The sequence below is a fragment of the Streptococcus sp. SCPM-O-B-15277 (M60) genome (assembly GCF_058200335.1).
In genome coordinates this window covers 159,370-183,493 of the sequence record NZ_JBYQGR010000002.1, presented here as the reverse complement: position 1 = coordinate 183,493, position 24,124 = coordinate 159,370, and the positions used below count along the sequence as shown (strand labels likewise).

Sequence of the window (24,124 nt, the reverse complement as noted above, 5' to 3'; positions counted from 1 at the left end):
ACTTGAATGACAGAATTAGATAAACGTCACCGTAGCAGTATCTATGATAGCATGGTAAAATCACCAAACCGTGCCATGATGCGTGCGACTGGTATGACTGATAAAGACTTTGAAACACCGATTGTAGGGGTCATTTCAACCTGGGCAGAAAACACTCCATGTAATATTCACTTGCATGACTTTGGTAAGCTTGCAAAAGAAGGTGTCAAATCAGCTGGTGCTTGGCCTGTACAATTTGGAACCATTACGGTAGCTGATGGGATTGCTATGGGAACGCCTGGTATGCGTTTCTCCCTAACGTCACGTGATATCATCGCGGATTCTATCGAAGCTGCCATGGGCGGTCACAACGTGGATGCCTTCGTCGCTATCGGTGGTTGTGACAAGAACATGCCTGGTTCTATGATTGCCATTGCCAATATGGATATCCCGGCCATTTTCGCCTACGGTGGTACTATCGCCCCTGGAAAACTAGATGGCAAAGACATCGACTTGGTTTCTGTATTTGAAGGTATCGGAAAATGGAACCACGGCGATATGACGGCTGAGGACGTCAAACGTCTCGAGTGTAACGCCTGCCCTGGCCCTGGTGGTTGCGGTGGTATGTATACTGCCAATACCATGGCTACTGCTATCGAAGTTTTGGGTATGAGTTTGCCAGGATCTTCTTCTCACCCTGCAGAATCTGCTGATAAGAAAGAAGACATCGAAGCAGCTGGACGTGCTGTCGTCAAAATGCTTGAACTCGGTATCAAACCGTCTGATATCTTGATTCGTGAAGCCTTTGAAGATGCTATTACTGTTACCATGGCTCTCGGTGGTTCTACTAACGCCACTCTTCACTTGCTCGCCATTGCCCATGCGGCTAATGTTGACTTGTCACTTGAGGACTTCAATACCATCCAAGAGCGTGTGCCTCACTTGGCCGACCTGAAACCTTCTGGTCAGTATGTCTTCCAAGACCTCTACGAAGTTGGTGGTGTGCCTGCAGTTATGAAGTACTTGTTGGCAAATGGATTCCTTCACGGAGACCGTATCACATGTACTGGTAAAACTGTCGCTGAAAACTTAGCTGACTTTGCAGATTTGACACCAGGGCAAAAAGTCATTATGCCACTTGAAAATCCTAAACGTGCGGACGGTCCGCTTATCATCTTGAACGGGAATCTTGCTCCTGACGGTGCAGTTGCCAAGGTATCCGGTGTTAAAGTTCGTCACCACGTTGGTCCAGCTAAGGTATTTGACTCTGAAGAAGATGCTATCCAAGCTGTCTTGTCAGATGAAATCGTTGATGGCGATGTTGTCGTTGTTCGTTTCGTCGGACCTAAGGGTGGTCCTGGTATGCCTGAGATGCTATCACTTTCTTCTATGATCGTCGGTAAAGGCCAAGGAGACAAGGTGGCCCTCTTGACTGACGGACGCTTCTCTGGTGGAACTTATGGTCTAGTTGTCGGACATATCGCACCTGAAGCTCAGGACGGTGGACCAATTGCCTACCTCCGCACAGGTGATATCGTCACAGTTGACCAAGATACTAAAGAAATTTCCATGGCTGTATCTGATGAAGAACTTGAAAAACGTAAGGCAGAAACAACCTTACCACCACTCTATAGTCGTGGTGTCCTCGGTAAGTACGCCCACACCGTATCTTCTGCATCACGTGGTGCTGTTACAGACTTCTGGAATATGGAACAGTCTGGTAAAAAATAAGCAAATAAAAAGCAAGCCTAAATGGCTTGCTTTTTTGTAATTTCAAAATAGATAACTATCGTGGAGGTAATCCCAGAGCTATACGTCCATAACGACTAATACGTGTAATCTTCCAGGCTGGAGACCAAGTAACCTTGACCTTAACATCCTCAATGCCATCAATTTGTTTCAAACCTGCAACTATCTCGATTGGCAGACTTTCTGCGCAGTCACATGCAGTATCGGTGAAGGTCATGACAACTGTACAAAGGCCAGCCTCATCTAAATGAATCTCATAAATCAGTCCAAGATTGTATACATCTAGCTCTACATCTGTATCATAAACTTTTTCGAGCACTTCAATGATCTGGTCTTCCAATGCTAGAGCTCGGTCATTAATCTGGATGTCTTCTCTCATTGTATTCCCTCCATTTTTTGACTGTTCCTATTTTCTCATAATTCTGACAATTTGGCAAGTTTTTCCCAATCCTGTTTAAAGCAAAAAAGTAGAGATAGAATCTCTACTTTTCATTGATTATTTTGATTTGACAGGTTTGTCTGCCAGAGCTTTAACGGCATTATTAATAGTTTCTGCATAAAGTTTAGCGCCTTCATCCTGCTTAGTAGTATCACTACCAAAGTGAACTTGGTCTGTCCCTTTCCAAATATCTGGATGATCTTTGGCTACTTGATTCCAATCTGCAAGTGCAATATATGGATATTTTTGTGCCAATTCACGCGCATAGCTTGCATACTGTTCTACGTAAGGTTGCGTTTCCTGCGTTGTGTCACCCTCGTATGGAGTTACAAGAACAAGCTGATGTCCCTTAGGTAGATTTGTTATCAGTAGATCAAGATCTTCCTTATAATTTTCAGGGTTATTGACACCAGTCGCGATGACTACAATTTTAGGCAAGGCTTTATTCTGACTGTAATTCAGCATCAATGCATTTGCTTGCTTGGTATTTCGACTGACTTGGCCATCAATCTGAGCATCTGGCAAGAGCTCCTTAAGTCCAGCTGAAGCACGCAAGGTTACAGAGTCTCCGATGATGGATACACCATCAGCTATATTGTATCGACTTGCTTCTGCTTGATCGGCCATAGTTTTTGTTCGAGTAATATTAGTTTGGGCTTGATTGAGACCAGTAACCATCAAATCTGTTTCAAAGGCACCTACTTGCGGAGCTATCAAAACCACAACCAAGGTAATCAAACTAAGAACTCCAACACTACTAGCAAAGATTGGTTTGATGTGAGGAATTTCTTCTGCCATCCGCAAGAGTTTGCTGGATTTCCCTGCAATGAAAGGTTCGATCACATAGAAAGAAAGGGTAGCAAAGAGATAAGAAAAGATGGTCGTTAGAATCACTGCCGGTATATTTCCCACCAATTGCGAGAAAATAATATAAAACGGCCAGTGGAAAAGATAGACGGCATAACTAGTGTCTGCTAAAAAACCGATAACCTTTGGTTCTTCGATTGTCGGAGTTTTCTCATGTAACAGTCGTGCTGCAACAATCATCAGAAGCGCAGCTAAACTTGCTAACAAGAAGCCAAGTAAATAGGCAAAGAGATAAGTGAATTTCACAAAGAAAGTCAATAAGAGCAAGACTCCTAGACCAGCCCCGAAGACTAGCAAGGTTTGTCTCAAATCCAAGCTTCTATTCAAGCGTTTGAGAAGAGGCGTTACATGGCGAACACCTACTAGGGTCGCAAGCACACTTCCTAAGAAGAACGGAAATACATGAGTCAAAGTTGAGAAGTAGAGTGTTGAGTAGGAACTAACGATAAAGCTACCAATAAACATAGAAAGGAAGCTAATCATAAAGGTTGCTGAGGAAAGTAGGAAAATCATTCCTCGTAGTTGTCCACTTGTTTTTGCTCGTTTGGACAAGAACCAGACTGCTAAGCCCCACAAGATATAGTAATGAACTTCAACAGCTAAGCTCCAGTTGTGAACAAAGAGGTGAGGGATAAACTGAGATTCATAACTTCCTCCTGTCAACATTTCATAGAAGTTAGTCATAAATCCAAGAACACCGGCAATTTGACCGCCGATTCCTGCCACATAATCCTGACGAACCAAGAACGTGAAGGGCATAACGACGAGGACCATCAAAACAACCGGCGGAAAAATTCGATAGAAGCGTCGTCTAAAAAATCCTAGGACATCAATCTTACCTTTTTGTCCAAATTCTTCTAATAATAGTGAAGTAATTAAAAAACCTGAAAATGTGAAGAAGACGTCAACCCCAAAGAAACCTCCTGGGAAAAGCGTCTGAAAAAAATGGTACAAGAGTACCAAAAGCAAGCCTGTAATCCTAATTAAGGAAAACCATTTAATACGCATACGAGTTTATTCTCCATTCGTTAGATTGGCAAAAAAGGCATCTAACTTTCATTCATAGTACCTTTATTTTATCAAAAAAAACAGAAAAATCCTAAGATAAAACTTAGGATTTATAGTGGATAGCAAGCTACATTTAGAAATTACGCCCTGACTTGTTATAACCATATTTTTCAACAAAATGTTCACGAAATCCCAAGAGATTATCATCCATGATAGCCTGGCGAACCTGCTTCATGAGATTGAGCAAGAAGTAGAGATTATGGTAACTTGTCAAGCGGATACCAAAGGTTTCATCTGCCTTGAGCAAGTGGCGAAGGTAAGCACGAGTATAGTTCTTACATGTGTAGCAATCACACTCTGGGTCAAGTGGTGTAAAGTCCTCCGCAAACTGGGCATTCTTGACTACCAAACGACCTTGACTGGTCATACAAGTCCCATTACGAGCGATACGAGTCGGCAAGACACAGTCAAACATATCGACACCACGGATAACACCATCAATCAAGCTATCTGGCGCTCCTACTCCCATCAAGTAACGAGGTTTATTTTCAGGAAGCAGCTGGGTCGTAAAGTCCAAGACTGCGTTCATTTCTTCATGAGTTTCACCTACTGCCAAACCACCGATAGAATATCCTGGGAAGTCCATACTTACAAGGTCATGAGCTGATTGGCGGCGAAGATCTTCAAATCCAGCCCCTTGTACAATCCCAAACAAACCTTGGTCATGTGGGCGACGATGAGCTTTCAAGCCACGCTCTGCCCAACGGCTGGTGCGTTCGATTGATTTTTTTACATAATCATAGGGTTGATAAAATTGAGGGCACTCATCAAAGGACATCATGATGTCTGAACCTAGATTATTTTGGATAGAGATGGCCTTTTCAGGTGAAAGAAACATCTTAGAACCGTTGAGGTGGTTCTTGAAGGTCACCCCTTCTTCTGTAATATTACGGCTATCCGCTAGAGAATACACTTGGAAGCCACCGCTATCTGTCAAGATTGGTTGGTCCCAATTCATGAACTTGTGAAGACCTCCAGCACGGGCAATGAGTTCATCCCCAGGGCGAAGCCACAAGTGATAGGTGTTGGATAGGATAATCCCTGAACCCATCTCTTTCAATTCTTCTGGCGACTGAGTCTTGACCGTTGCCTGAGTCCCTACTGGCATAAACATAGGCGTCGGGAAGGTTCCATGGGGTGTGATAATCTCACCCAAACGAGCTCCTGTGTGTTTTTCTTTTTTTATCAATCGATATTTGATTGGCGAATCTGACATTTTTTACCTCCGAAGCTGGGAAAGACAGTCCCAGTTCTTACTTTGTGCCCAGTGGCATACTGTATGATTCTATCAAAAAAAACAGGAACTGTCACGAACTATGGTATAATGAAAGAATGAAGTACCCAAAAATTAATTTAAAAGAAGTTAACCTACAGGCTAGACAATTTCAAGCCGAGCACCCTCGCTTGTTGCTTGTCTTCTTATTGCCAAGTATCCTCTTGATTCTTTCTAGCTTTATTAGACCTTTATCCCTACTTGATGAAGGCATTCTTGAACAGTCCTTCTTGAACTTTCTAGGGACCACGATTCAGTCTGCTCTCTTTCCAATAGCTGTTGGATTTACAAGTTCCATCATCCTAGCTGGTGCTCTCTTTACTACGATTAATCTTTACAGAATTTCTGAGATAGAGCTTTCCTTTAAAGATAGCTTGTCCTTACTTGATAATCGCTTCTTTACCCAGACTTTTCTAACTCTCTTACTCAAGCGTTTCTATCTCTTTTTATGGAGCATCCCTAATCTTTTTGGAGTCTACTTGCTCTTTTATAGCAGTGCAATGGCTCGTAAATTTGTGGAACTTCATCCCGAATTTCCATCTGTCGACGTGACAAATCCAGATATCGAACACTTCCTACTTACTTTTGCACTCTACTTCTTTGGTAGCATCCTAATCATGATTTTGGGAACCATTATCTATCTGCCACAATATTATGCCTATTCCCAAGTTGAACTACTCCTATGCGATACCCTTGCAATCGGAATTGCCAAACCGAGTCGCGTGCTGCATACCAGCCGCTTTCTCATGAAAGGCTATAAATTCCAACGCTTTGTCCTTGATTTACAGCTACTTCCTTGGTATATCCTTATCTGGATTAGCTTTGGAATCGCAAGTATCTCTATCTTCCCTTATATCTATAGTAGCCAAATCTTCTTCTATCAGAGACTACTTGAAATCAAACGTAGAAAAGTTTAAGATCAGTTATTAAAAACCAGCACCTTCATAGAAAGTGCTGGTTGTTTTTATTTTAATAAGAGGATACTCAAAAGAGTTATGATCGCTGGACCACCTTGCTTTAGAATGATTTTTTTGTCTGCTGTTAAAGCACCATAAGTCGCTGCTCCTATGACAAATAAAACAAAGATTGTTACGATTTCTAAGCTATGTGAGAAATAAATCCCATAGATAAGAAATACCCCTATCAAGGCATTATAAATCCCTTGGTTTTTAAACAGTGAGGTGACTGAGGGTCGAGTCAACTCTGCCTTTTCCATATTAAAGACTCGGCTGGTTGCGTCTGATTGAGTTACCATACTCTCCAAATAAAAGATATAAAAATGTTCGAGAGCAACAATCGTTGCTAAAATAGTCGTAATGAGTGACATGGTTTTCTCCTTAAAATTCTATTTTTTCTAAGCCTGACACTAGTTTAGTCAGTAAAGTTATCAGCTCCTGCTGCTCACCAGTCGATAAGATGTTCTCCATCTGCTCCTTCACTTTCAAGTGATGTTTAGGCGGATTGACCAAGAGTTGATTCTTAGCTTCTTGGGTTAATTCAACTAGGACTTCTCGCTGATTAATAGGATTACGATTACGTTTGACATAGCCTTCTGACTCCAGTATCTTAAAATGACGAGTCAAGGCCGCCTGATCGATTTGTAATTTCTCCTGAACGGCAATTTGGTTACATGGTGATTTTTGCAGTAAAAACTGCAGGATTTGATAGCGGGTCAAACTAATTCCCAATTGTTTCTCAAAAAGTTGAGTGATGGTCTGATCTGTTAAATGGAGCTGGTACAGTAATTCATTGATTTCTGACATTTCTATTCCCTTGTTAACATTTGATTTGTCAACTATTGACTTATCAAGTATAATACAAGCAGATTAAAAATGCAACTATTTTGCTCACTCCGAAAAAATAGCCTCTTGGTTTTAATCCCAAAAGGCTATGTTTTTTTATATTCTAGATAAAACCTAGCACTAACCTACCAAATCTGCTCGAAGGATTTCTCCCTCTTTATCAATGACGACTTCAATGGCATGGCCTGCAAAAATTTCCTCGCTATCATCATAGTAGAGGGTCAATTCCCCATCTTCGTTGATCGATAGTTCACTCAAGGAAAGAGAGTTGGTGAAATACTCTTCTGTTAACTCCACATCATTTTCATCCGAATCTATCCAGTCTTGAGCTGCTTCCCACAGTTCTTTGACAATATAGTCTTTAATCCGAGCATCTTGGACTTGGAAGGTTTCCATAAATTTCTTTAGATCATCGAAAGAACTTGGAGGAAGACTTTCATCTGCATCCGCAACAAAGATAGCATGAATCTTACCGCCCTCATAAGTGATGAAGCCTTCAAACCAAGAATAGGCTCTATTTAAGGTGAATTCACCAATATCGTCTTGAATGATGACTGGTTTTTGGTAAGCTTCAATCAAGGTCTCTAATCTAGCATCTGTGGATTGGTCATCTAAATATTCCAGCAAACGATAGCAGTTGTTAGCTACTTCCGACATATATGGCTCTAGCTCCATAAAGGGGCGTTTTTGACATTTGATCCGATGAATTTTGTAGGGTTCAAAACTAAATCCCCATCGCTTTTCTTCAAATTCTTCTGGAGTCAGGAGCCATTCCAAACGTCCTTCACGTTCAGAGAATTCCTGGGTTGCGGCATTGACACTAGCTTTAAAATTTACTGACGGTACCTTGCATCCATCTTTTAAGGAGATTGCTCCACTTACATTTTGGAAGGTAAAAATCAAGAGCTCAACAATTTCTCCGCAAAATTCCTGTTCAAAATCATCTCTTGTTTTCTCAAATGGAGTTTTTAATCGGTTTGTCATCTTTATCATCCTTTCTCTCTGATTTTAATGCCCTAGTATTATTTTGTATCCGCTTACATTTTATCATGTTTTAGATTTTATTTCACTTATAAATACTATTTTTACAAAAAAGAAGTGGAAACTGAATCAGTTCCCAACTTCTCATTATTCTTAGTTCATAGATACGTGAACGTGGTCATAGTGGTTTTCTGTGACGCTACCACGATCTGGCATTGGATTCCAAGTGTAGGCTGGTCCGTATTTGCTATCGTACGGTGCGTAGAAACGTTGTTTCCAGATGATGTAGCTGATGCCACGGCTAGCCATATTTTGGATAGCATAATCCGCAATTTGGTCTCCGAGAGCTGAGCTTACTGGAACCATAAAGTCAATGGCAAGACCTTTTCCGTGGTCTCCACTATCACCAGGACGGTAGCCGCTAAATGATGTAATACCAAACAAGTTCGCAACTTCTTCTTTAAAGGCAGCCGTTTGTGGTTGAAGACCTGCATTTTCTGATTTCGTAGCTGCGATACTTGCATAATCAGGTGCTGCTGGTGCTGCATAAGTTGTTGATGCACCTTGGCTTGCTTCAGCTTGGTAAGTTGATGGTGCTGATTGTACTTCTGTTACAGCTTCTGTTGTTGCTTCCGTAGTTGCTTCAGCAACTGTTGTGGTTGTTTCTTCCACTACAGGTGTTTCTGTTACTGGTGCTGCAGCCTCAGTAGTAGCTTCTGTTGTTGCTTCTGCTACAGGCTCTGCTACTGGTGTTGCTACTTCGGTAGTAGCTTCTACAGCTGGTGCTGCAGTTTCTGTTACAGCTTCTTCATTAGCTTGTGAATCTGTTGTTTCTGCTACAACTTCTGTTTCTTCAACTGGTTGAGTTAAATCTTCAACTTTTACAGTTTGGTCATCTACGATTACTTGGTTCTTTTTCAAATCTGCTGTTGCACTTGCTACATCAGAACCTACTTCTTCAGGTGTGTATACCTCAACACCTGTTACTTCTTCTTGTTCATTAACGATTGTAGTCAATACAGTATCTGGGAAAATCAAGTCAATATTCGTAATCTTGTTCAAGTTAGCAAGGACATTTAAGTCAACTCCCAAAGCTTCCGCAATCGTGCTTAAGGTATCTCCATACTTAATTGTATAACTTGTTTTATTCTCACTTTTAGCAACATCGTTTTGAATTTGCTCAACTGTACGTGGTGACCATGCAACTTCCTCTGCTTGAGCTGCCAAGGCAGGGGCAATTGATAAAGCTACCGTTGATGCTAAAATAATTCTTTTCTTCATACTATTCAAACTCCTTCTTCAAATGTAGTACCTGTCTATCATAACATAAAGAAAAAAGAAAAAAAGCCCTTTTGGGGCTATTTAACAGAACTGTACATTCGTTGTAACAAATCACATTACTTGAAATAGTTTGTTAGTTTCTTGTCATCAAGCTGACACATTCTTCCTAAAATACTCTAGAAAGAAAGCGAGCTAATATCTTCTAATTGCTCTATCTGTTGATTACAAGCTGCGGGAGAGGCAAGGAAATTGATACTCTGGATGCCACTGTTTTGAGCAAATTCGATATCCAAGGTTCTGTCGCCTATATAATAGGTGCGATCTGGGTTTAAATGGTATTTATTGATAAGGTAGGTGGCTGCTTCTGGACTTGGTTTGCGGGCAAATCCGCTCTGGCTAGTCAAGATTTCTGTAAAATAAGAATCCAATCCTAGAGCACGTAAAATGGTAAAGGCATTTTCTCCTTTATGAGTATAGACAAATTGCTGAATTCCTCGCTGATCTGCCCAAGCTAGAACCTCACGTGCACCTGACATCAAGACGACTTGGGCATTCTTTTCGGACAAACTCCGAGCTCGAACTTGATTGAGAAGCCCTACATCTAGTCCTCGTTCTTTTGCCACTTGCTCCAATAAATCCTGGACAGAATATTTCAAGATAAAAGCTCGAACTTCTTTCTTGTTATAAGGAAGAGAAAACCGACGATAGGTTTCTTCAATCCCTGCTAAGATGGCTTCATAAGAATCCAACAAGGTTCCATCCAAATCCCAAATAAAAGCTGTTTCTTGCATTTCTTATCCTTTCGATATCATATAAACTTGGTAACGATAACATAGGAAAATCCAACGGAAACTATTATCCAAAAGAGTCCCTGCCCAAATACCAGGCAAGCCCCAACCAAGAACAATTCCCATCAAGTAACCTGTTCCGATACGGATACACCACATCCCGATACTTGTTGCATAAAAGGGAAGGCGGGCATTTCCCAAACCCTGCCAGACAGCTGTATAAATGACTGTCCCCGTCGTCATAGGAGTCCCTAGTAGAGAGAACAGCGTCACTAAAACACTAGCTTTAATAGCCGCAGAATCACTGGTGTAGAGGTAACTTAGTGGTGTTCCGAGAGCATAGATACTAAGCGTCAAGGGCAACATGAGAAAGAGGGATAGCCAAAAAGTTTGCCTACTGAGCTTGTCCACCCTTGCCCAATCATTCTCCCCTACTGCTCGTGCCACCTGCATAACTGTTGCCGTAGCGACACCAAAAGCAGGCATGTAGTTAAATTGAGTCAAGACTTCACCAATCGCGTTTCCCGCGACAGCCTCTGTCCCAAAGGAAACAACTAGGGCAATAATAACCACATCTCCAGCTCGCATCATGAGACGCTCTCCCGCTGCAGGTAAAGCTAAGGTCAGCAAGTCTTTGTCCAGTCCAAACCTTGGCCTCGTATATGGAAGTTTTAATTGTGACCATAAAATCACAACCCCAACCAAACGAGATAGGATGGTTCCCCAGGCTACCCCAGCTATTCCCATATCAAAAATAAAAATGGCAACACTTGAGAAAAGGATATTTAAAGCATTGGATAAAAAACTAACATATAGCGGCAGTCGAGGATTGTGGGTAGCGCGAATCAAAGCCCCCAAACTAGTCATCAAGCCCAAGAGAACAATTGAACCACCCACCAATGATAGGTAAAGTCCACCACTCTCAGCTACAGACGCTTCTGTCCCCAAAAGACCGATCATCTCTTGACCTGCAAAGATGGATAAGGCCCCTAAAATTAAACTCAGTAGCAGAGTGATCTTGAGTGCTTCTGTTACGTGGTAGGCTAGCCTAGATTGGTTCTTCTGCCCCAAACTTTTGGAAATGACACTAGAAATTGCTGCTCCCAAGGCAATAAAAATAGCCTGATAAATAGTGATAATATTTCCAGCTATAGACACACCCGAAATAGCGATCAAACCCAAGTGTGCCACCAAGTAGCTATCTACCATCCCCATGAGCATCTGCAAGAAATTTTCACCCATGGCTGGCAGAGCAACGTTGAGAATATCCTTATTTTTCTTAAACAATCCTTCCTCCTGATGAAAAGAAACTCAGTTAGTTTCCCAACCGAGTTTACTTCCTCTCTTTTAAAGTCCTAGATAAGTTTCTACTGCAGTCTGCATCTCTGCCGCCGCAACCGTTGTCTTGTGACGAACGGGAGCTGTTTCGACGCCATCAACTGCAGGTGGCACTGCTACTCCTGAAATTTCATGTAGTTGAGCCAAGGCTTCAAAATCGCTCAAACCTGATTGCCCAGTTACAGCTTCTACTGCAACCACTGGGAACTTGTATGGACTAGCAGTTGATGCAATCACGGTCTTAGTCACATCACCTGTAGCAGCTTGGTGTTTTTTATAAACAGCTGAGGCAACCGCTGTATGTGGATCCTCAATGTAGGCATCTGTTTGATAAACACGCTTGATTTCTGCTGCTGTTTCCGCTTCAGTCGCATACTCTGCTGCAAAGAGATCCAGAATCTCTGCATCAAAATCTGTCAATTCATACTGACCTTGGTTATTCAAAGCATTCATGAGTTCAGCTGTCTTAACCGCATCATTACCTAAAAGGTGGAAAATCAAGCGCTCCAAGTTTGAAGAGACCAAGATATCCATAGATGGGCTAGTGGTTACCTTAAACTCACGCTTCTTGTCATAAACACGAGTTTTGAAGAAGTCTGTCAAAACATTGTTGTCATTTGAAGCACAGATCAATTTACCAACTGGTAGACCGATTTGCTTGGCATAAAAGGCAGCCAAGATATTCCCAAAGTTTCCTGTCGGTACGGTGAAGTTAACCTTGTCACCAGCCTTAATCTCACCAGTTTTAACAAGCTGAGCGTAGGCATACACATAATAGACAATCTGTGGTACCAAACGACCGATATTCATAGAGTTAGCAGATGAGAACTGGAGCTTGTTAGCAGCCAATTTTTCACGAAGTTCTACATCGTTGAACATGTGCTTAACGTTGGTTTGAGCATCGTCAAAGTTTCCATCGATGGCTATAACATGAGTATTGTCCCCTGTTTGAGTGGTCATTTGCAACTCTTGCACCTTGCTGACACCGTCTTTTGGATAAAAGACGATAATTTCAGTACCTGGAACATCTGCAAAACCTGCCATAGCAGCTTTCCCAGTATCTCCAGATGTTGCTGTCAAGATGACAATCTTGTTTTCCAAACCGTGTTTCTTAGCAGCTGTTGTCATAAAGTATGGCAAGATGGACAGGGCCATATCCTTGAAGGCAATGGTTGAACCATGGAAAAGTTCCAAGTTGTATTGGCCATCAAGTTTGACAAGAGGGGCAATTGCTGGTGTATCAAACTTGCTGTCATAGGCGTTGGTGATACAGTAGTCCAACTCTTCTGCTGTAAAGTCATCCAAGAAAGCTGACAAGACAAGCTTAGCTACTTCTTGGTAAGAAGCGTCTTTTAATGTGTCAAAATCCAAGTCCACCTTTGGATAGCTCACTGGAGTAAACAAGCCTCCATCTGTAGCCAAACCTTGCAAAATCGCCTGGCTGGCTGTTACTGTATTTTTCGCATCACGCGTTGATTGATAAACTAATGTCATAAATCTCTATCCTTTATCTATAGTCTCATCCATTATATCATGATTTTTCAGAAAATTCTTCCGTTATGAGAAAATTATACGTCCAATTCTTCTTTCAAAGGCTCTAAATAAGCCATTTCACTCTGACCTCTCACCTCAAGTCCTTGCTCTGCTATCGCTAGTAAGTCTTTAGAGAACTGGACAATACCAGTTTTTTCCTCATTTGTGAGTTTTTTCTTAGAAAACTGTCTTCTCAAAGACTTGTAGTCACGTCCAAATCTCTCAAAGAAAGGTGCTGTTTCTAGGTAAGTTTCAAACTTGTCTAGATTCACCAACAAACCTAGATGAAAGGCTGCTGAAGCAAAGGTGCGGTCCAGCGGTTGCGTACAAACACTACGAAATTCAACCGTCCCTCGTGTTGTTAAGTCCTGAAATTGATAGCTACGGTGCGTTTGAAAATCCTTCTCTTGAGGAACAAGAAGAATTTCTTTGCCATTCAGAGTATAGGCAGGAATGTCATCAGTATCCAAATAATCTCTAGCCCGAATCGGAGAAAAATAGTAAGTTTCCCCATCACGTTCTGCTGTAAAAATTGCAGAGCGGTCTAGATAATCAAAGAAATCATCCTCATTTTGAAATAGTTTTGCATTGACACCAACATTTTCTGGATAAATCCCATGCATAGATTCTTCCCAAAAAATATCTCGTGAAATCTTGGTGTCCCAGTCTGCTCCAGAAAACTCAGAATTGGCAAACAGGTAAGCTTTGGCTGCCTCAATCTGGGTGAAAGCATTGATAACACGCAGGTAGTTAGATGTTGAAACATCCAACTGAACTTGACTCCCACAGATAAAAGCTCCATATTGCGGAAAATCATGCAAATCAGCTCTTTCTTGACGACTTCCCATATGCAGATAATCCATCAGCATCTGGTAGCGTGGATAGGCCACAGGTCGATTGTCATTTTGATCCCAGTTCGGGTGAATCCCCCAACCCTGGATAGCATGGTCCTTTTCTCCTAATTTTTCTTGGATTACCTTCATATAGGCCTCAAAACGTCCTTCAACCTCTTGGATAGTCTGGGCTCTGCCAAAGGCAAATTCCAAGGTTGTATAAGAAACTTCAAACAAAATCCGATCTTGACTCAACGGTTCTACAAGTTGAATCGGATTGCCCTCCTGGTCTACCTTTTCGACTTCCAGACTGAGAGCATCGACCAAAAAATGCATCAAGTCCTTGCTGACTTCAATATCTGTAGGTTGGCCTTTCGTATGGACGATAGGAAACTCCAACTCAATACCGATGTAGAGATCTGGATTATCTTTGATATTTTTTAAATAGCGGTCTTTTAATAACTGAATTGAAGGGGACATACATACCTCTCACTCTAACTTCTTATACTAGAAAATAAATTACTCTCTATTATACCAAAAACTCCTAGAGATGAATCTTAGAAAATCTGTTTGTAAGCTCACTCCCTATATTTGAGACCAAATAAGTTCCTCTTTATATGAAATTTTACATGAATACGTTAGATATTATTGTGCAAATTTCACAGTATCATCAACCAGTTAAGCGATTTCATATATTTTTGCATAAATCTCCTTGCATTATATTAAATATAGTGATATAATTCACATATAAACAAAAAAAGAGGGCAGTTCAAATTTGACTTCACTTGAATCATGATTTAAGGCAAGCCCCTTTTCCTCTGCACCTCAACTACTAATCAAGGAGGATAGCTATGAAAGCTGTTGTTGTAAATCCAGAAAGCACTGGTGTTGCTATTGAAGAAAAAGTGCTCCGTCCGCTCGAAACTGGGGAAGCACTTGTTGAAGTTGAGTACTGTGGTGTTTGCCATACAGACCTCCACGTTGCCCATGGTGACTTTGGAAAAGTTCCAGGACGTATTCTCGGTCACGAAGGGATCGGTATCGTAAAAGAAATCGCTCCTGATGTTAAGAGTCTAAAAGTTGGTGACCGTGTCAGCGTAGCTTGGTTCTTTGAAGGCTGTGGTATGTGTGAATATTGTACAACTGGGCGTGAGACTCTTTGCCGTACAGTTAAAAATGCTGGCTACTCAGTTGATGGTGGTATGGCAGAACAATGTATCGTAACTGCAGATTATGCTGTTAAAGTTCCAGAAGGTCTCGATCCAGCCCAAGCTTCTTCAATCACTTGTGCCGGTGTTACTACCTACAAGGCTATCAAAGAAGCAAAAGTTGAGCCAGGCCAATGGGTTGTACTCTATGGTGCTGGAGGACTTGGTAACTTAGCTGTTCAATACGCTAAAAAAGTATTCAACGCTCACGTTATCGCAGTAGATATTAACAACGATAAACTTGCTCTAGCTAAAGAAGTCGGTGCTGATATCGTGATTAATGGTCTTGAAGTCGAAGATGTTCCAGGCCTTATCAAGGAAAAAACAAACGGTGGTGCTCACTCAGCTGTCGTAACAGCTGTATCAAAAGTTGCCTTCAACCAAGCAGTTGACTCTGTTCGTGCAGGCGGTCGTGTAGTAGCTGTCGGTCTCCCATCTGAAATGATGGACCTTAGCATCGTCAAAACAGTTCTTGACGGTATTCAGGTCATCGGTTCCCTTGTTGGTACACGTAAAGATTTGGAAGAAGCTTTCCAATTTGGTGCTGAAGGTCTCGTTGTTCCAGTTGTTCAAAAACGGCCTGTCGAAGATGCCATTGCTGTCTTTGATGAAATGGCTGCTGGTACCATCCAAGGTCGCATGGTTCTAGACTTTACTCATTAAGATAGATAATAAATTCCAAAACGAGGTAGGGACAAAAGACCCCACCTCGTTTTTTAGCAATAAAATTTTGATATAGCAATTTATTGAACTTAAAGTTCTTTTTTTTTTACGCTCAAGAACACTATTGACAAAACGTCATTTTACTATCCACATTCTTTAAGCATCCAACGGTTGAAGTATAGGGCTAGAAATAAGATACCGATTTGCTTCGTCGATTTCTGTACTATGACTTTTTTATATTAAATTTCCCATACTTACCTTCAAAATCTTATCTAAAGATATTGATATATCAATGTTTGGAATGACAGGTTTGTTACGCTGCTTTTTAGGATTTATTATAAGTAGTTGATTTTTTGCTGAAAACGGTTTATACTTAAAGTTTTCTTAAACTACAAGTCAAACATTTTATAAGGAGGAATGACAATAATGAGTATCGGAATCATTATTGCGAGTCACGGTGAATTTGCCGCGGGTATTCATCAGTCAGGATCTATGATCTTTGGTGAACAAGAAAAGGTTCAAGTTGTAACCTTTATGCCAAACGAAGGTCCAGATGATTTATACGCAAAATTCAACAATGCTGTGGCTGCATTTGACGCAGAAGATGAGGTTCTAGTCTTGGCTGACCTTTGGAGTGGTTCTCCATTTAACCAAGCTAGCCGCATAATGGGAGAAAATCCTGAGCGTAAATTTGCCATCATCACAGGACTTAACTTGCCGATGTTAATCCAAGCCTACACCGAACGCCTGATGGACGCTAATGCCGGAGTGGCTAAAGTTGCTGCAAACATCATTAAAGAATCCAAGGATGGCATCAAGGCTCTTCCAGAAGAGCTAAACCCAGCTGAGGAAGTTGCAACTGCTGCAGCTGCTCCAGTTGCCCAAGCTGCTATTCCAGAAGGAACTGTTATCGGAGACGGTAAATTGAAAATCAACCTTGCACGTCTTGACACACGTCTCCTTCACGGACAAGTCGCAACTGCTTGGACACCAGATTCAAAAGCAGACCGTATCATCGTTGCTTCAGATAACGTTGCAAACGACGAATTGCGTAAAGAGTTGATCAAACAAGCTGCTCCTAACGGAGTAAAAGCTAACGTTGTGCCAATCAAAAAATTGATTGAGGTTGCAAAAGACCCTCGTTTTGGTGAAACACATGCCCTTATCTTGTTTGAAACACCACAAGATGCCCTTCGTGCCATCGAAGGCGGTGTGCCAATCAAGACTCTTAACGTTGGATCTATGGCTCACTCAACTGGTAAAACAATGGTCAACAACGTATTGTCAATGGACAAAGACGACGTTGCTACATTTGAAAAAATGCGTGACCTTGGTGTTGAATTTGACGTACGTAAAGTACCAAACGACACGAAAAAAGATTTGTTTGACTTGATTAACAAAGCTAACGTTCAATAATTTACATTAAATAGAAAAGGAATAAAACCATGTCAGATATTTCAATCATTTCTGCTATCTTGGTTGTAGTTGTTGCCTTCTTCGCAGGTCTTGAAGGTATCCTCGACCAATTCCAATTCCATCAACCAATCGTAGCATGTACCCTTATCGGTCTTGTAACTGGTAACCTCGAAGCAGGGGTTATGCTTGGTGGATCACTTCAAATGATCGCCCTTGGTTGGGCTAACATCGGAGCTGCCGTAGCTCCTGACGCTGCCCTTGCCTCTGTTGCCGCTGCAATCATCATGATTAAAGGTGGTAACTTTACTACTGAAGGTATCGCAGTCGCAACTGCTACTGCAATACCTCTTGCCGTAGCTGGACTTTTCTTGACTATGATTGTTCGTACAATCTCAGTTGGTTTGGTTCACACTGCTGACGCTGCTGCTAAAGAAGGAAACATTACAGCTGTTGAACGCGCTCACTACTTTGCCCTCGCTCTTCAAGGTCTACGTATTGCTATCCCAGCTGCACTCTTGCTTGCAATGCCAACTGAAGCCGTTCAAAGCGTATTGAACCTTATGCCAGAATGGCTTAAAGGTGGTATGGCTGTCGGTGGTGCTATGGTCGTTGCCGTTGGTTACGCATTGGTTATCAACATGATGGCTACTCGTGAAGTATGGCCATTCTTCGCTATCGGTTTTGCTCTTGCAGCAATCTCTCAATTGACTTTGATTGCCCTTGGTGTCATCGGTGTTGCCCTTGCCTTCATCTACCTCAACCTTTCTAAACAAGGTGGAAACGGCGGAGGAGGAGCTGCAACTTCTAACGATCCAATCGGTGATATCCTAGAAGACTACTAGAAAGGGGAACAATCATGGCTGAAAAAATTCAATTATCAAAATCAGATCGCCAAAAAGTTTGGTGGCGTTCACAATTCCTTCAAGGTTCTTGGAACTACGAACGTATGCAAAACTTGGGTTGGGCTTACTCTTTGATCCCAGCTATCAAGAAACTTTACACTAAAAAAGAAGACCAAGCTGCTGCTCTTGAGCGTCACCTCGAGTTCTTCAACACTCACCCATACGTAGCTGCCCCAATCATGGGGGTTACTCTTGCACTTGAAGAAGAACGCGCAAACGGTACTGAAATCGATGACGCTGCTATCCAAGGTGTTAAGATCGGTATGATGGGACCTCTTGCTGGTATCGGTGACCCAGTCTTCTGGTTTACAGTTCGTCCTATCCTTGGTGCCCTTGGTGCATCACTTGCTGCAACTGGTAACATCGTTGGTCCACTTCTCTTCTTCTTTGGATGGAATGCAATCCGTATGTCTTTCCTATGGTATACACAAGAGTTTGGTTACAAGGCTGGATCTGAAATCACTAAAGATATGTCAGGTGGTATCTTGAAAGACATCACTAAAGGAGCTTCTATCCTTGGTATGTTCATCCTTGCCGTTCTTGTACAACGTTGGGTATCAATCAACTTCACTATCAACCTTCCAGGTAAACAATTGTCAGAAGGTGCCTACATCGTCTTCCCAGAAGGTCCTGTTACAGGTGGAGAATTGAAGGGAATCCTCGGCCAAGCACTTAGCGGATTGAGCTTGGATAGCGTTCAACCACAAACCCTTCAAGGACAGTTGAACTCATTGATCCCAGGATTGATGGGACTTCTCCTTACTTTCCTTTGCATGTGGTTGCTTAAGAAAAAAGTATCTCCAATCACAATCATTCTTGCCCTCTTTGTAGTTGGTATCGCAGCTCGTTTCTTCGGTATCATGTAATCTCGGTGAGAATTTACAAACAAAAAAAGAATCAGGTTTATCACCTGATTCTTTTGGCTCTTTGTCAAATAGTGTTGATGAAGAACCTAATGAAAAAAGAATCCAACAAAAATTGGACTACCTGTCTCCGGTTGGATACCGAAGACGGTAGCCCTAGGGTGTTTTTATTAAATTCTCACTTTTTGGGGTCAGTCCCTAAGCCTGATAGTAATTTTTTGTTCGTACTATTCCCCTTTAGTCATTTACTACTTTAAGTTGCATTGCTTTAGCTACTTCTTCTGCCTTTGATCCCTTAGGTGTATGGATTTCTACATCTGGGTTACAGTTATCCACAAAATAGAAGTATTCTGTAATTTCTGTTACACTTGCTGGAATTGTAATAGATTTAATTGATGATGTCCCCCAGAATACTAATGTTCCAATACTCTTTGTTCCTTCTGGGAATACAACTGATTCTAATGAACTGTCAGAGTTGAAAACATCATCTTCTACTGTTTCTATTGACTTACCAAAGTGGACATACTTTAACTTATTGTCAATCGTAAACGCACCTTTTCCAATATATCGTACTGTATCTGGTAAAACGATTGCCTCACAATGTTTCAAGTTCGCAAGACCACGTTCTCCAATTGCGATAACAGGTTTACCTTTAATTTCCTTTGGTACACGAACAACCTTATCGTCAGAAGTACAACTATAGATGACATAACCTTCTTCCCACAAATATACGCATGTTAATATATTGATATCTTTAAGGATTTATAACTATAGTTCCTTAATTTTCCCAGTAAAAAAACGAAAGGCACCACAAGTTATTTATGTGTTTTCTTTAAACGATTCATGTACTTCTGTCGCAACTTCTCACCCGCCTTTAATTGCGGTTGCGATAGATTGAGGACCTAAATATGCATCCCCTGTTATTAGTTCATTTCTATTGTATTCTGATGTTGACCGAAAGTCAAATTTTTACCTTTCATCTAGAACACTAAAGTCTACTTTTGTTCAATTGCTGCAACGACAAGATCACATGGAATAATATGTTCACTACCTGCCACTTCATGCGTTAATCTTCTTCCACTTTCATCTGATTCACCAAGTTCCATTGTAATAACCTTTACACCAGTTACTTTCCCACTCTCATCACGCAATACTTCTTTAATATTCTCTAAGAAATGGAATGTAACACCTTCATTGTGTGCATCTTTGATTTGTAGTATAGCTTCTAGTATATTGTTCATATGGTCATCATCCTTTTGTTTTAGGTTTAGGCGCTTTTAATATAATGGATGTTGGCCTTTTTGTATACACTAAAATAGGGTTGGTGGAAAATTTCCATCAACCCTAAAAATTATAGAACCACACAAAACCCTGACCAGAGATGGTCAGGGTTTTGTATTTCAAAAATTATTCTGTAAATTCTATAGTTACTTTTACTTCAGAATCCATTGAAGAAAATATTGTTTTATAATAATTGATTGCAGATTCTTTAATTTCACTCTTAAATTTATCTAAATACTCTGCTTGTTTATCACTAGAAAGTTGGTTTGTGACCAATTTCCCAGTATCAACATCTTCTGTAGTCCCACTTAATAACTCTCCATGACTATCATATAAATCATAAGGATCATCTTTTGAAAGTTCAACACCAATTACTTCCAATTTTGGAACAATAACCTTATATTCTTTTTCGCTTATTTGTTCAACCTTTACACTACTTTTAATTCCAAATTTAGCGTTATAATTTAAAATTACTAATGCTGCTTTTTTAGAGAACGGCACATCAAACCCAAAAACTTGAGTTGTTTTTGTTTCAGAAATAATTTCATTAATTCCCGCATTCAAAAATACAACTTCATTCACTTTTTCAATACTTTCGATATTAATTGACGATTTGACTTCTGATTTATGTTCCTTAGGTAAGAAAAATAGCACTCCAATAGCTATAATAGCTATTAATACCAGATTCAATAGAACACTAAACTTATTAAATTTCTTCTTTAATATAGACAAGATAAAAAAACCTCACTTTAAATAATCTATCTAAATTTTACACATTCTAAAGAAAACAGTCAATATTTTTTCGTACTATCTTCTAAAATTAATTGTGCCTATTAAAAATGAAATTAGTTTGTTGCATTTGATTATATTTTTTGAACACCAAATCCATTTAAAATTGAGTGCTATTTTGAGCACTAAAAAAGGGCTCTTTGTCAAATAGTGTTGATGAAGAAATTTAGGAAGGGATTAAGCAACTAATTGTTGCTTAATTCCTTTTTGTTTTGGGCCAAACATTTTTGTTATTAAAATAATCCTGTTTCTAAAATGGTAATAGTTTCTAAAGCCGTAGGCATTTCTTTTAAGCACTTTTATTTTATTGTTTATTCCTTCAATAGGGCCATTTGTTCTAGTTGGATACTCACAAGTATTTTGAATATATGGCAAGTAAGTCATAAGAGTCTTTAATACTCTTTTTAAACCAGGAGATAGGTCTAATTGCGTAGCTGCTTCAATCGTTTCCTTGAATTCTATATAATCTCTATCCTGTATACATTCACGAGGTGAATGTACAACCTCATAATCATTTTTTAGAGATGGATTGTTTTCTAAGATATAATCTACGATTCCTTTACTTGTTATGAAGCTTTCAAAAAGCTTATAACGATTATATTTATAGTTCTGAAGTTCATTAGGGTTCTTTAAAATTAACTTCCAATAATGTTTTAACTTTCGATATAATTTAGGATTTTTATAACGATGCTGATTCATGATACGTACCCGAGTTCGATTTAGTTCTCTATTCAAGGCTTGTACAATGTGAAAAGGATCAATGATAATTTTTGCGTTAAGAAACATTTCTTTTATTAATTGAATGTATGGCAAGTACATATCGATGGAGATAGTTTTCACCTTTAATCTAGTCTTAGGCTCAAAACGATAAAAATATTGTTTCAAACTGTAAGATTTTCTATCTCGTACAACATCGACCAACTTGTGTGTAGTGCTATCACAAATAATGAAGCTCATATTACTATCGGAAGATTTAACAGATTTAAATTCATCAAAACACAAATGCTCGGGTAAATCATGTAATGGTTTAATCGTTAATAATCGTGCTGTATCATCTATGATACGTCTAACGGTATGAATTGAAACATTTGTTTCTTTGGCAATATATGTTTCAGATACTGTTTCACTTATTTTTGCCTTAATTTCATTTTTTAATCGTTTCGAGATATGACAGTATTTTTCTACAATTCGACTAGTATCTGCAGTAAATGAAGAACCACATTCTCTACAGAGAAATCTCTGATTTCGTAGATTTAAGTAGGCTGGAAGGCCTGAAACAGAACAGAGAGTGATACGAGAAGTTTTCGTCCCGTTTTTAACTATATTGTTATTTTGGCTAACGCACCCACAAACGGCACAAAATTCTGGTTTATGCGTATATGTAGCTGAATAAAATAAAGATTTTCTATTTTTTAATATCTTCTCTTGAACATTATTATCCCAAATAATGTTTTTATCTTTGATTTGTAGTGTAGCTTCTAGTATATTGTTCATATGGTCATCATTCTTTTGTTTTAGGTTTAGGCGCTTTTAATATAATGGATGTTGGCCTTTTTGTATACACTAAAATAGGGTTGGTGGAAAATTTCCACCAACCCTAAAAATTATAGAAACATTCTTTTTATATCTCATTTATTCTGCCAAGGCACCCATTGGATCCCATGGTGCAAGAACGATTGGTTCTGCTTCATAGGCAGCTTGTTCTTCTGCTGTCAGCAATTCTTTACGGACAACGATTTGATATGTATATTCGTCCATCCAAGCATCTGAAGCAACAAAGTAACCATCGGTACCAACCTTGTCTCCCCATGAGTTTTCAACTTTCCACTTGACTGATTTACCGTTTTCGTCCACATCAACACCTGTCAAGACCATGGCGTGAGTCATCAAGCTTTCGCTGTAATCCAAACGTCCAGCCTTGTCTTGAGTGAGTTTAATGTCCATGCTTGATTCAAAGTCATAAACATCTGTCGCAAGGATTCCTGCTTTACGGTTGCTGAGCTGACCGACATCTGAACCAAACCAAACAGTTTCACCTGTTTGCATTTGAGCAATCGCTAATTCTTTCAAGCGCTCCATCGGTACGTTAATGTAACGAACTGCACGGCTACCAACGACATTTCCCAACATCTCAACTGTGTAGGATTTGCCATATGGTTTATCTGCAGTTGGAGCATTGATCACAGAAACGTAGTCTTCTAGTGGAAGGTCAACATATTTCTTGTAAAACTCTTGTGGAGTGATGCCTTTTTCGCTTTGGTAGTTGTTATCCTTATCGCGATAAGCAAAGTCAAATTGACGTGGTGGGAGACCTAGTGACATGGCAAGGAAATTAAAGATTTCTTGCAAGAGGTCTTCTTTCTTAGCTTGAACAGTCGCTTGGTCTGCGCCAGAAGCCAAGAGGTCACGCAAGATTTGAGCATCTTGACGAAGCAATTTGTTAAGGATTGCATTGAGCTCACGGCTACTGCTAGATGAGATAGATTCAGGATACACTGATTTAGGTACGACACCATATTTCTCAAAAAGAGAAACTACCATATCCCATTGTCCACCATCTTGTTGTGGAGTTTGGAGTAGGAAGCTAACCTTGCGGCTAGTCAATTCTTGGTCAGCAGTCGCAATCACTTGCTCCAAGAACCAGTTAGATTTTTCATACTTGTCCCAGAAGAAGGTGTGGGCTTGTGACAATTCAAAGTTTTCAAGTTTGTATTGAGAGATGAGTTTGTGGCGGAAAGTGTTGAGAGCCGCAAACATCCAGCATCTACCAGAAGCTTTCTGGTTAGTAACCTTATCCTTTGTCAAATCAAGTGAGAAAACTGGTGTGTTGTCGACATGGCTTTGACGACGCTCTAGGGCTGCAAAAATACCGTTATGGCTAGCAGCATTTTCGATAGCTTGGTATTTTACATTTGCTTCATAGTTAGCAAATAATTTATCTGTAAATGATTCTTGAATCGCGTTCATAAAATCCTCCTTTTTACTCTACAGTCTATTATAACGCTTTTCAAAAAGGAAGCAACCAAAAACTGAAAAAGGCAAGGTTATTTTCCTCGCATTTTCCTAATGTT

Annotated in this window: 22 protein-coding genes; 6 read left to right on the top strand and 16 right to left on the bottom strand. The window is 40.2% G+C overall.

Going from position 1 to position 24,124, the window contains the following annotated elements:
- The first annotated feature begins 6 nt into the window (after window positions 1–6).
- Window positions 7–1,710 (top strand): dihydroxy-acid dehydratase, encoded by a 1,704-nt coding sequence (gene ilvD / locus AC3E9F_RS04325; RefSeq protein WP_490672849.1) that lies wholly within the window; start codon window positions 7–9, stop codon window positions 1,708–1,710.
- Window positions 1,711–1,765: 55 nt separating this feature from the next.
- Here ilvD and AC3E9F_RS04320 read toward each other — a convergent pair whose 3' ends face one another.
- The 3 genes from AC3E9F_RS04320 to tgt all read right to left on the bottom strand — a co-directional run bounded on the left by AC3E9F_RS04320 (window position 1,766) and on the right by tgt (window position 5,318).
- Window positions 1,766–2,107 carry a metal-sulfur cluster assembly factor gene (locus tag AC3E9F_RS04320; protein WP_263394334.1) on the bottom strand — a complete coding sequence of 114 codons (342 nt, stop codon included), beginning with the start codon at window positions 2,105–2,107 and terminating at the stop codon, window positions 1,766–1,768.
- 117 nt (window positions 2,108–2,224) lie between these two features.
- Complete coding sequence (locus AC3E9F_RS04315; RefSeq protein WP_263394333.1) at window positions 2,225–4,042, bottom strand: acyltransferase family protein; 1,818 nt, start codon at window positions 4,040–4,042, stop codon at window positions 2,225–2,227.
- A 133-nt stretch (window positions 4,043–4,175) separates the two neighbouring features.
- Window positions 4,176–5,318, bottom strand: a complete 1,143-nt coding sequence (gene tgt, locus AC3E9F_RS04310) for a tRNA guanosine(34) transglycosylase Tgt (RefSeq protein ID WP_263394332.1) — start codon at window positions 5,316–5,318, stop codon at window positions 4,176–4,178.
- Between the two features lie 116 nt (window positions 5,319–5,434).
- Between tgt and AC3E9F_RS04305 the strand changes: the two genes are divergently transcribed.
- A complete protein-coding gene (locus tag AC3E9F_RS04305; RefSeq protein ID WP_490672848.1) occupies window positions 5,435–6,292 on the top strand; it encodes a DUF975 family protein in 858 nt (285 codons plus the stop codon).
- 47 nt (window positions 6,293–6,339) lie between these two features.
- Here the strand turns inward: AC3E9F_RS04305 and AC3E9F_RS04300 are convergent, their stop codons facing one another.
- The 8 genes from AC3E9F_RS04300 to AC3E9F_RS04265 form a co-directional block, all read right to left on the bottom strand.
- Window positions 6,340–6,702 carry a DUF1304 domain-containing protein gene (locus AC3E9F_RS04300; protein WP_263394330.1) on the bottom strand — a complete coding sequence of 121 codons (363 nt, stop codon included), beginning with the start codon at window positions 6,700–6,702 and terminating at the stop codon, window positions 6,340–6,342.
- A 10-nt stretch (window positions 6,703–6,712) separates the two neighbouring features.
- Window positions 6,713–7,138 carry a MarR family winged helix-turn-helix transcriptional regulator gene (locus tag AC3E9F_RS04295; RefSeq protein WP_263394329.1) on the bottom strand — a complete coding sequence of 142 codons (426 nt, stop codon included), beginning with the start codon at window positions 7,136–7,138 and terminating at the stop codon, window positions 6,713–6,715.
- A 159-nt stretch (window positions 7,139–7,297) separates the two neighbouring features.
- Entirely contained in the window at window positions 7,298–8,161 is an 864-nt protein-coding gene (locus AC3E9F_RS04290; RefSeq protein ID WP_049495246.1) for a DUF2262 domain-containing protein, read from the bottom strand.
- 150 nt (window positions 8,162–8,311) lie between these two features.
- Window positions 8,312–9,439 carry a LysM peptidoglycan-binding domain-containing protein gene (locus tag AC3E9F_RS04285; RefSeq protein WP_490672847.1) on the bottom strand — a complete coding sequence of 376 codons (1,128 nt, stop codon included), beginning with the start codon at window positions 9,437–9,439 and terminating at the stop codon, window positions 8,312–8,314.
- A gap of 176 nt (window positions 9,440–9,615) precedes the next feature.
- On the bottom strand, window positions 9,616–10,230 hold the full coding sequence (locus AC3E9F_RS04280) for an HAD family hydrolase (RefSeq protein WP_303943278.1): 615 nt from the start codon (window positions 10,228–10,230) through the stop codon (window positions 9,616–9,618).
- Between the two features lie 3 nt (window positions 10,231–10,233).
- Window positions 10,234–11,514, bottom strand: coding sequence for an MATE family efflux transporter (locus AC3E9F_RS04275; RefSeq protein WP_490672846.1), 1,281 nt, complete (start codon window positions 11,512–11,514; stop codon window positions 10,234–10,236).
- A gap of 60 nt (window positions 11,515–11,574) precedes the next feature.
- Window positions 11,575–13,059 (bottom strand): threonine synthase, encoded by a 1,485-nt coding sequence (thrC, locus tag AC3E9F_RS04270; protein WP_490672845.1) that lies wholly within the window; start codon window positions 13,057–13,059, stop codon window positions 11,575–11,577.
- 74 nt (window positions 13,060–13,133) lie between these two features.
- Window positions 13,134–14,411 (bottom strand): glutamate-cysteine ligase family protein, encoded by a 1,278-nt coding sequence (locus AC3E9F_RS04265; RefSeq protein ID WP_490672844.1) that lies wholly within the window; start codon window positions 14,409–14,411, stop codon window positions 13,134–13,136.
- Window positions 14,412–14,782: 371 nt separating this feature from the next.
- Here AC3E9F_RS04265 and adhP point away from each other — a divergent pair, with 371 nt between their 5' ends.
- The 4 genes from adhP (at window position 14,783) to AC3E9F_RS04245 (ending at window position 18,986) form a co-directional block, all read left to right on the top strand.
- Window positions 14,783–15,802 carry an alcohol dehydrogenase AdhP gene (gene adhP / locus AC3E9F_RS04260; protein WP_490672843.1) on the top strand — a complete coding sequence of 340 codons (1,020 nt, stop codon included), beginning with the start codon at window positions 14,783–14,785 and terminating at the stop codon, window positions 15,800–15,802.
- 426 nt (window positions 15,803–16,228) lie between these two features.
- Window positions 16,229–17,218 carry a PTS sugar transporter subunit IIB gene (locus tag AC3E9F_RS04255; RefSeq protein WP_490672842.1) on the top strand — a complete coding sequence of 330 codons (990 nt, stop codon included), beginning with the start codon at window positions 16,229–16,231 and terminating at the stop codon, window positions 17,216–17,218.
- A 29-nt stretch (window positions 17,219–17,247) separates the two neighbouring features.
- Window positions 17,248–18,060 carry a PTS mannose/fructose/sorbose transporter subunit IIC gene (locus AC3E9F_RS04250; RefSeq protein ID WP_373115108.1) on the top strand — a complete coding sequence of 271 codons (813 nt, stop codon included), beginning with the start codon at window positions 17,248–17,250 and terminating at the stop codon, window positions 18,058–18,060.
- Between the two features lie 14 nt (window positions 18,061–18,074).
- The gene (locus tag AC3E9F_RS04245; protein ID WP_045763029.1) at window positions 18,075–18,986 is read left to right on the top strand and encodes a PTS system mannose/fructose/sorbose family transporter subunit IID; all 912 of its coding nucleotides are present in this window, start codon (window positions 18,075–18,077) and stop codon (window positions 18,984–18,986) included.
- Between the two features lie 234 nt (window positions 18,987–19,220).
- Here the strand turns inward: AC3E9F_RS04245 and AC3E9F_RS04240 are convergent, their stop codons facing one another.
- From AC3E9F_RS04240 to pepC, 5 genes are all read right to left on the bottom strand, one after another.
- Entirely contained in the window at window positions 19,221–19,709 is a 489-nt protein-coding gene (locus tag AC3E9F_RS04240) for a leucine-rich repeat domain-containing protein (protein WP_223299868.1), read from the bottom strand.
- 269 nt (window positions 19,710–19,978) lie between these two features.
- Window positions 19,979–20,224, bottom strand: coding sequence for a hypothetical protein (locus tag AC3E9F_RS04235; protein ID WP_004250643.1), 246 nt, complete (start codon window positions 20,222–20,224; stop codon window positions 19,979–19,981).
- A 166-nt stretch (window positions 20,225–20,390) separates the two neighbouring features.
- Window positions 20,391–20,954 carry a DUF4230 domain-containing protein gene (locus tag AC3E9F_RS04230; protein WP_006151309.1) on the bottom strand — a complete coding sequence of 188 codons (564 nt, stop codon included), beginning with the start codon at window positions 20,952–20,954 and terminating at the stop codon, window positions 20,391–20,393.
- A 276-nt stretch (window positions 20,955–21,230) separates the two neighbouring features.
- On the bottom strand, window positions 21,231–22,547 hold the full coding sequence (locus AC3E9F_RS04225; protein ID WP_490672841.1) for an ISL3 family transposase: 1,317 nt from the start codon (window positions 22,545–22,547) through the stop codon (window positions 21,231–21,233).
- A 138-nt stretch (window positions 22,548–22,685) separates the two neighbouring features.
- Window positions 22,686–24,020: an aminopeptidase C gene (gene pepC, locus AC3E9F_RS04220; RefSeq protein ID WP_490672840.1), complete on the bottom strand. Its 1,335-nt coding sequence runs from the start codon at window positions 24,018–24,020 to the stop codon at window positions 22,686–22,688.
- Between the last annotated feature and the right edge of the window lie 104 nt (window positions 24,021–24,124).

Excerpts from the sequence above, each read along its gene's own strand:
- AC3E9F_RS04290 (WP_049495246.1), bottom strand. The coding sequence starts at position 8,161 with ATGACAAACCGATTAAAAACTCCATTTGAGAAAACAAGAGATGATTTT.
- AC3E9F_RS04245 (WP_045763029.1), top strand. The coding sequence starts at position 18,075 with ATGGCTGAAAAAATTCAATTATCAAAATCAGATCGCCAAAAAGTTTGG.
- AC3E9F_RS04265 (WP_490672844.1), bottom strand. The coding sequence starts at position 14,411 with ATGTCCCCTTCAATTCAGTTATTAAAAGACCGCTATTTAAAAAATATC.
- adhP (WP_490672843.1), top strand. The coding sequence starts at position 14,783 with ATGAAAGCTGTTGTTGTAAATCCAGAAAGCACTGGTGTTGCTATTGAA.
- AC3E9F_RS04235 (WP_004250643.1), bottom strand. The coding sequence starts at position 20,224 with ATGAACAATATACTAGAAGCTATACTACAAATCAAAGATGCACACAAT.
- AC3E9F_RS04315 (WP_263394333.1), bottom strand. The coding sequence starts at position 4,042 with ATGCGTATTAAATGGTTTTCCTTAATTAGGATTACAGGCTTGCTTTTG.
- AC3E9F_RS04285 (WP_490672847.1), bottom strand. The coding sequence starts at position 9,439 with ATGAAGAAAAGAATTATTTTAGCATCAACGGTAGCTTTATCAATTGCC.
- AC3E9F_RS04300 (WP_263394330.1), bottom strand. The coding sequence starts at position 6,702 with ATGTCACTCATTACGACTATTTTAGCAACGATTGTTGCTCTCGAACAT.
- AC3E9F_RS04225 (WP_490672841.1), bottom strand. The coding sequence starts at position 22,547 with ATGAACAATATACTAGAAGCTACACTACAAATCAAAGATAAAAACATT.
- AC3E9F_RS04305 (WP_490672848.1), top strand. The coding sequence starts at position 5,435 with ATGAAGTACCCAAAAATTAATTTAAAAGAAGTTAACCTACAGGCTAGA.
- tgt (WP_263394332.1), bottom strand. The coding sequence starts at position 5,318 with ATGTCAGATTCGCCAATCAAATATCGATTGATAAAAAAAGAAAAACAC.
- thrC (WP_490672845.1), bottom strand. The coding sequence starts at position 13,059 with ATGACATTAGTTTATCAATCAACGCGTGATGCGAAAAATACAGTAACA.
- pepC (WP_490672840.1), bottom strand. The coding sequence starts at position 24,020 with ATGAACGCGATTCAAGAATCATTTACAGATAAATTATTTGCTAACTAT.
- ilvD (WP_490672849.1), top strand. The coding sequence starts at position 7 with ATGACAGAATTAGATAAACGTCACCGTAGCAGTATCTATGATAGCATG.
- AC3E9F_RS04280 (WP_303943278.1), bottom strand. The coding sequence starts at position 10,230 with ATGCAAGAAACAGCTTTTATTTGGGATTTGGATGGAACCTTGTTGGAT.
- AC3E9F_RS04250 (WP_373115108.1), top strand. The coding sequence starts at position 17,248 with ATGTCAGATATTTCAATCATTTCTGCTATCTTGGTTGTAGTTGTTGCC.
- AC3E9F_RS04320 (WP_263394334.1), bottom strand. The coding sequence starts at position 2,107 with ATGAGAGAAGACATCCAGATTAATGACCGAGCTCTAGCATTGGAAGAC.
- AC3E9F_RS04295 (WP_263394329.1), bottom strand. The coding sequence starts at position 7,138 with ATGTCAGAAATCAATGAATTACTGTACCAGCTCCATTTAACAGATCAG.
- AC3E9F_RS04255 (WP_490672842.1), top strand. The coding sequence starts at position 16,229 with ATGAGTATCGGAATCATTATTGCGAGTCACGGTGAATTTGCCGCGGGT.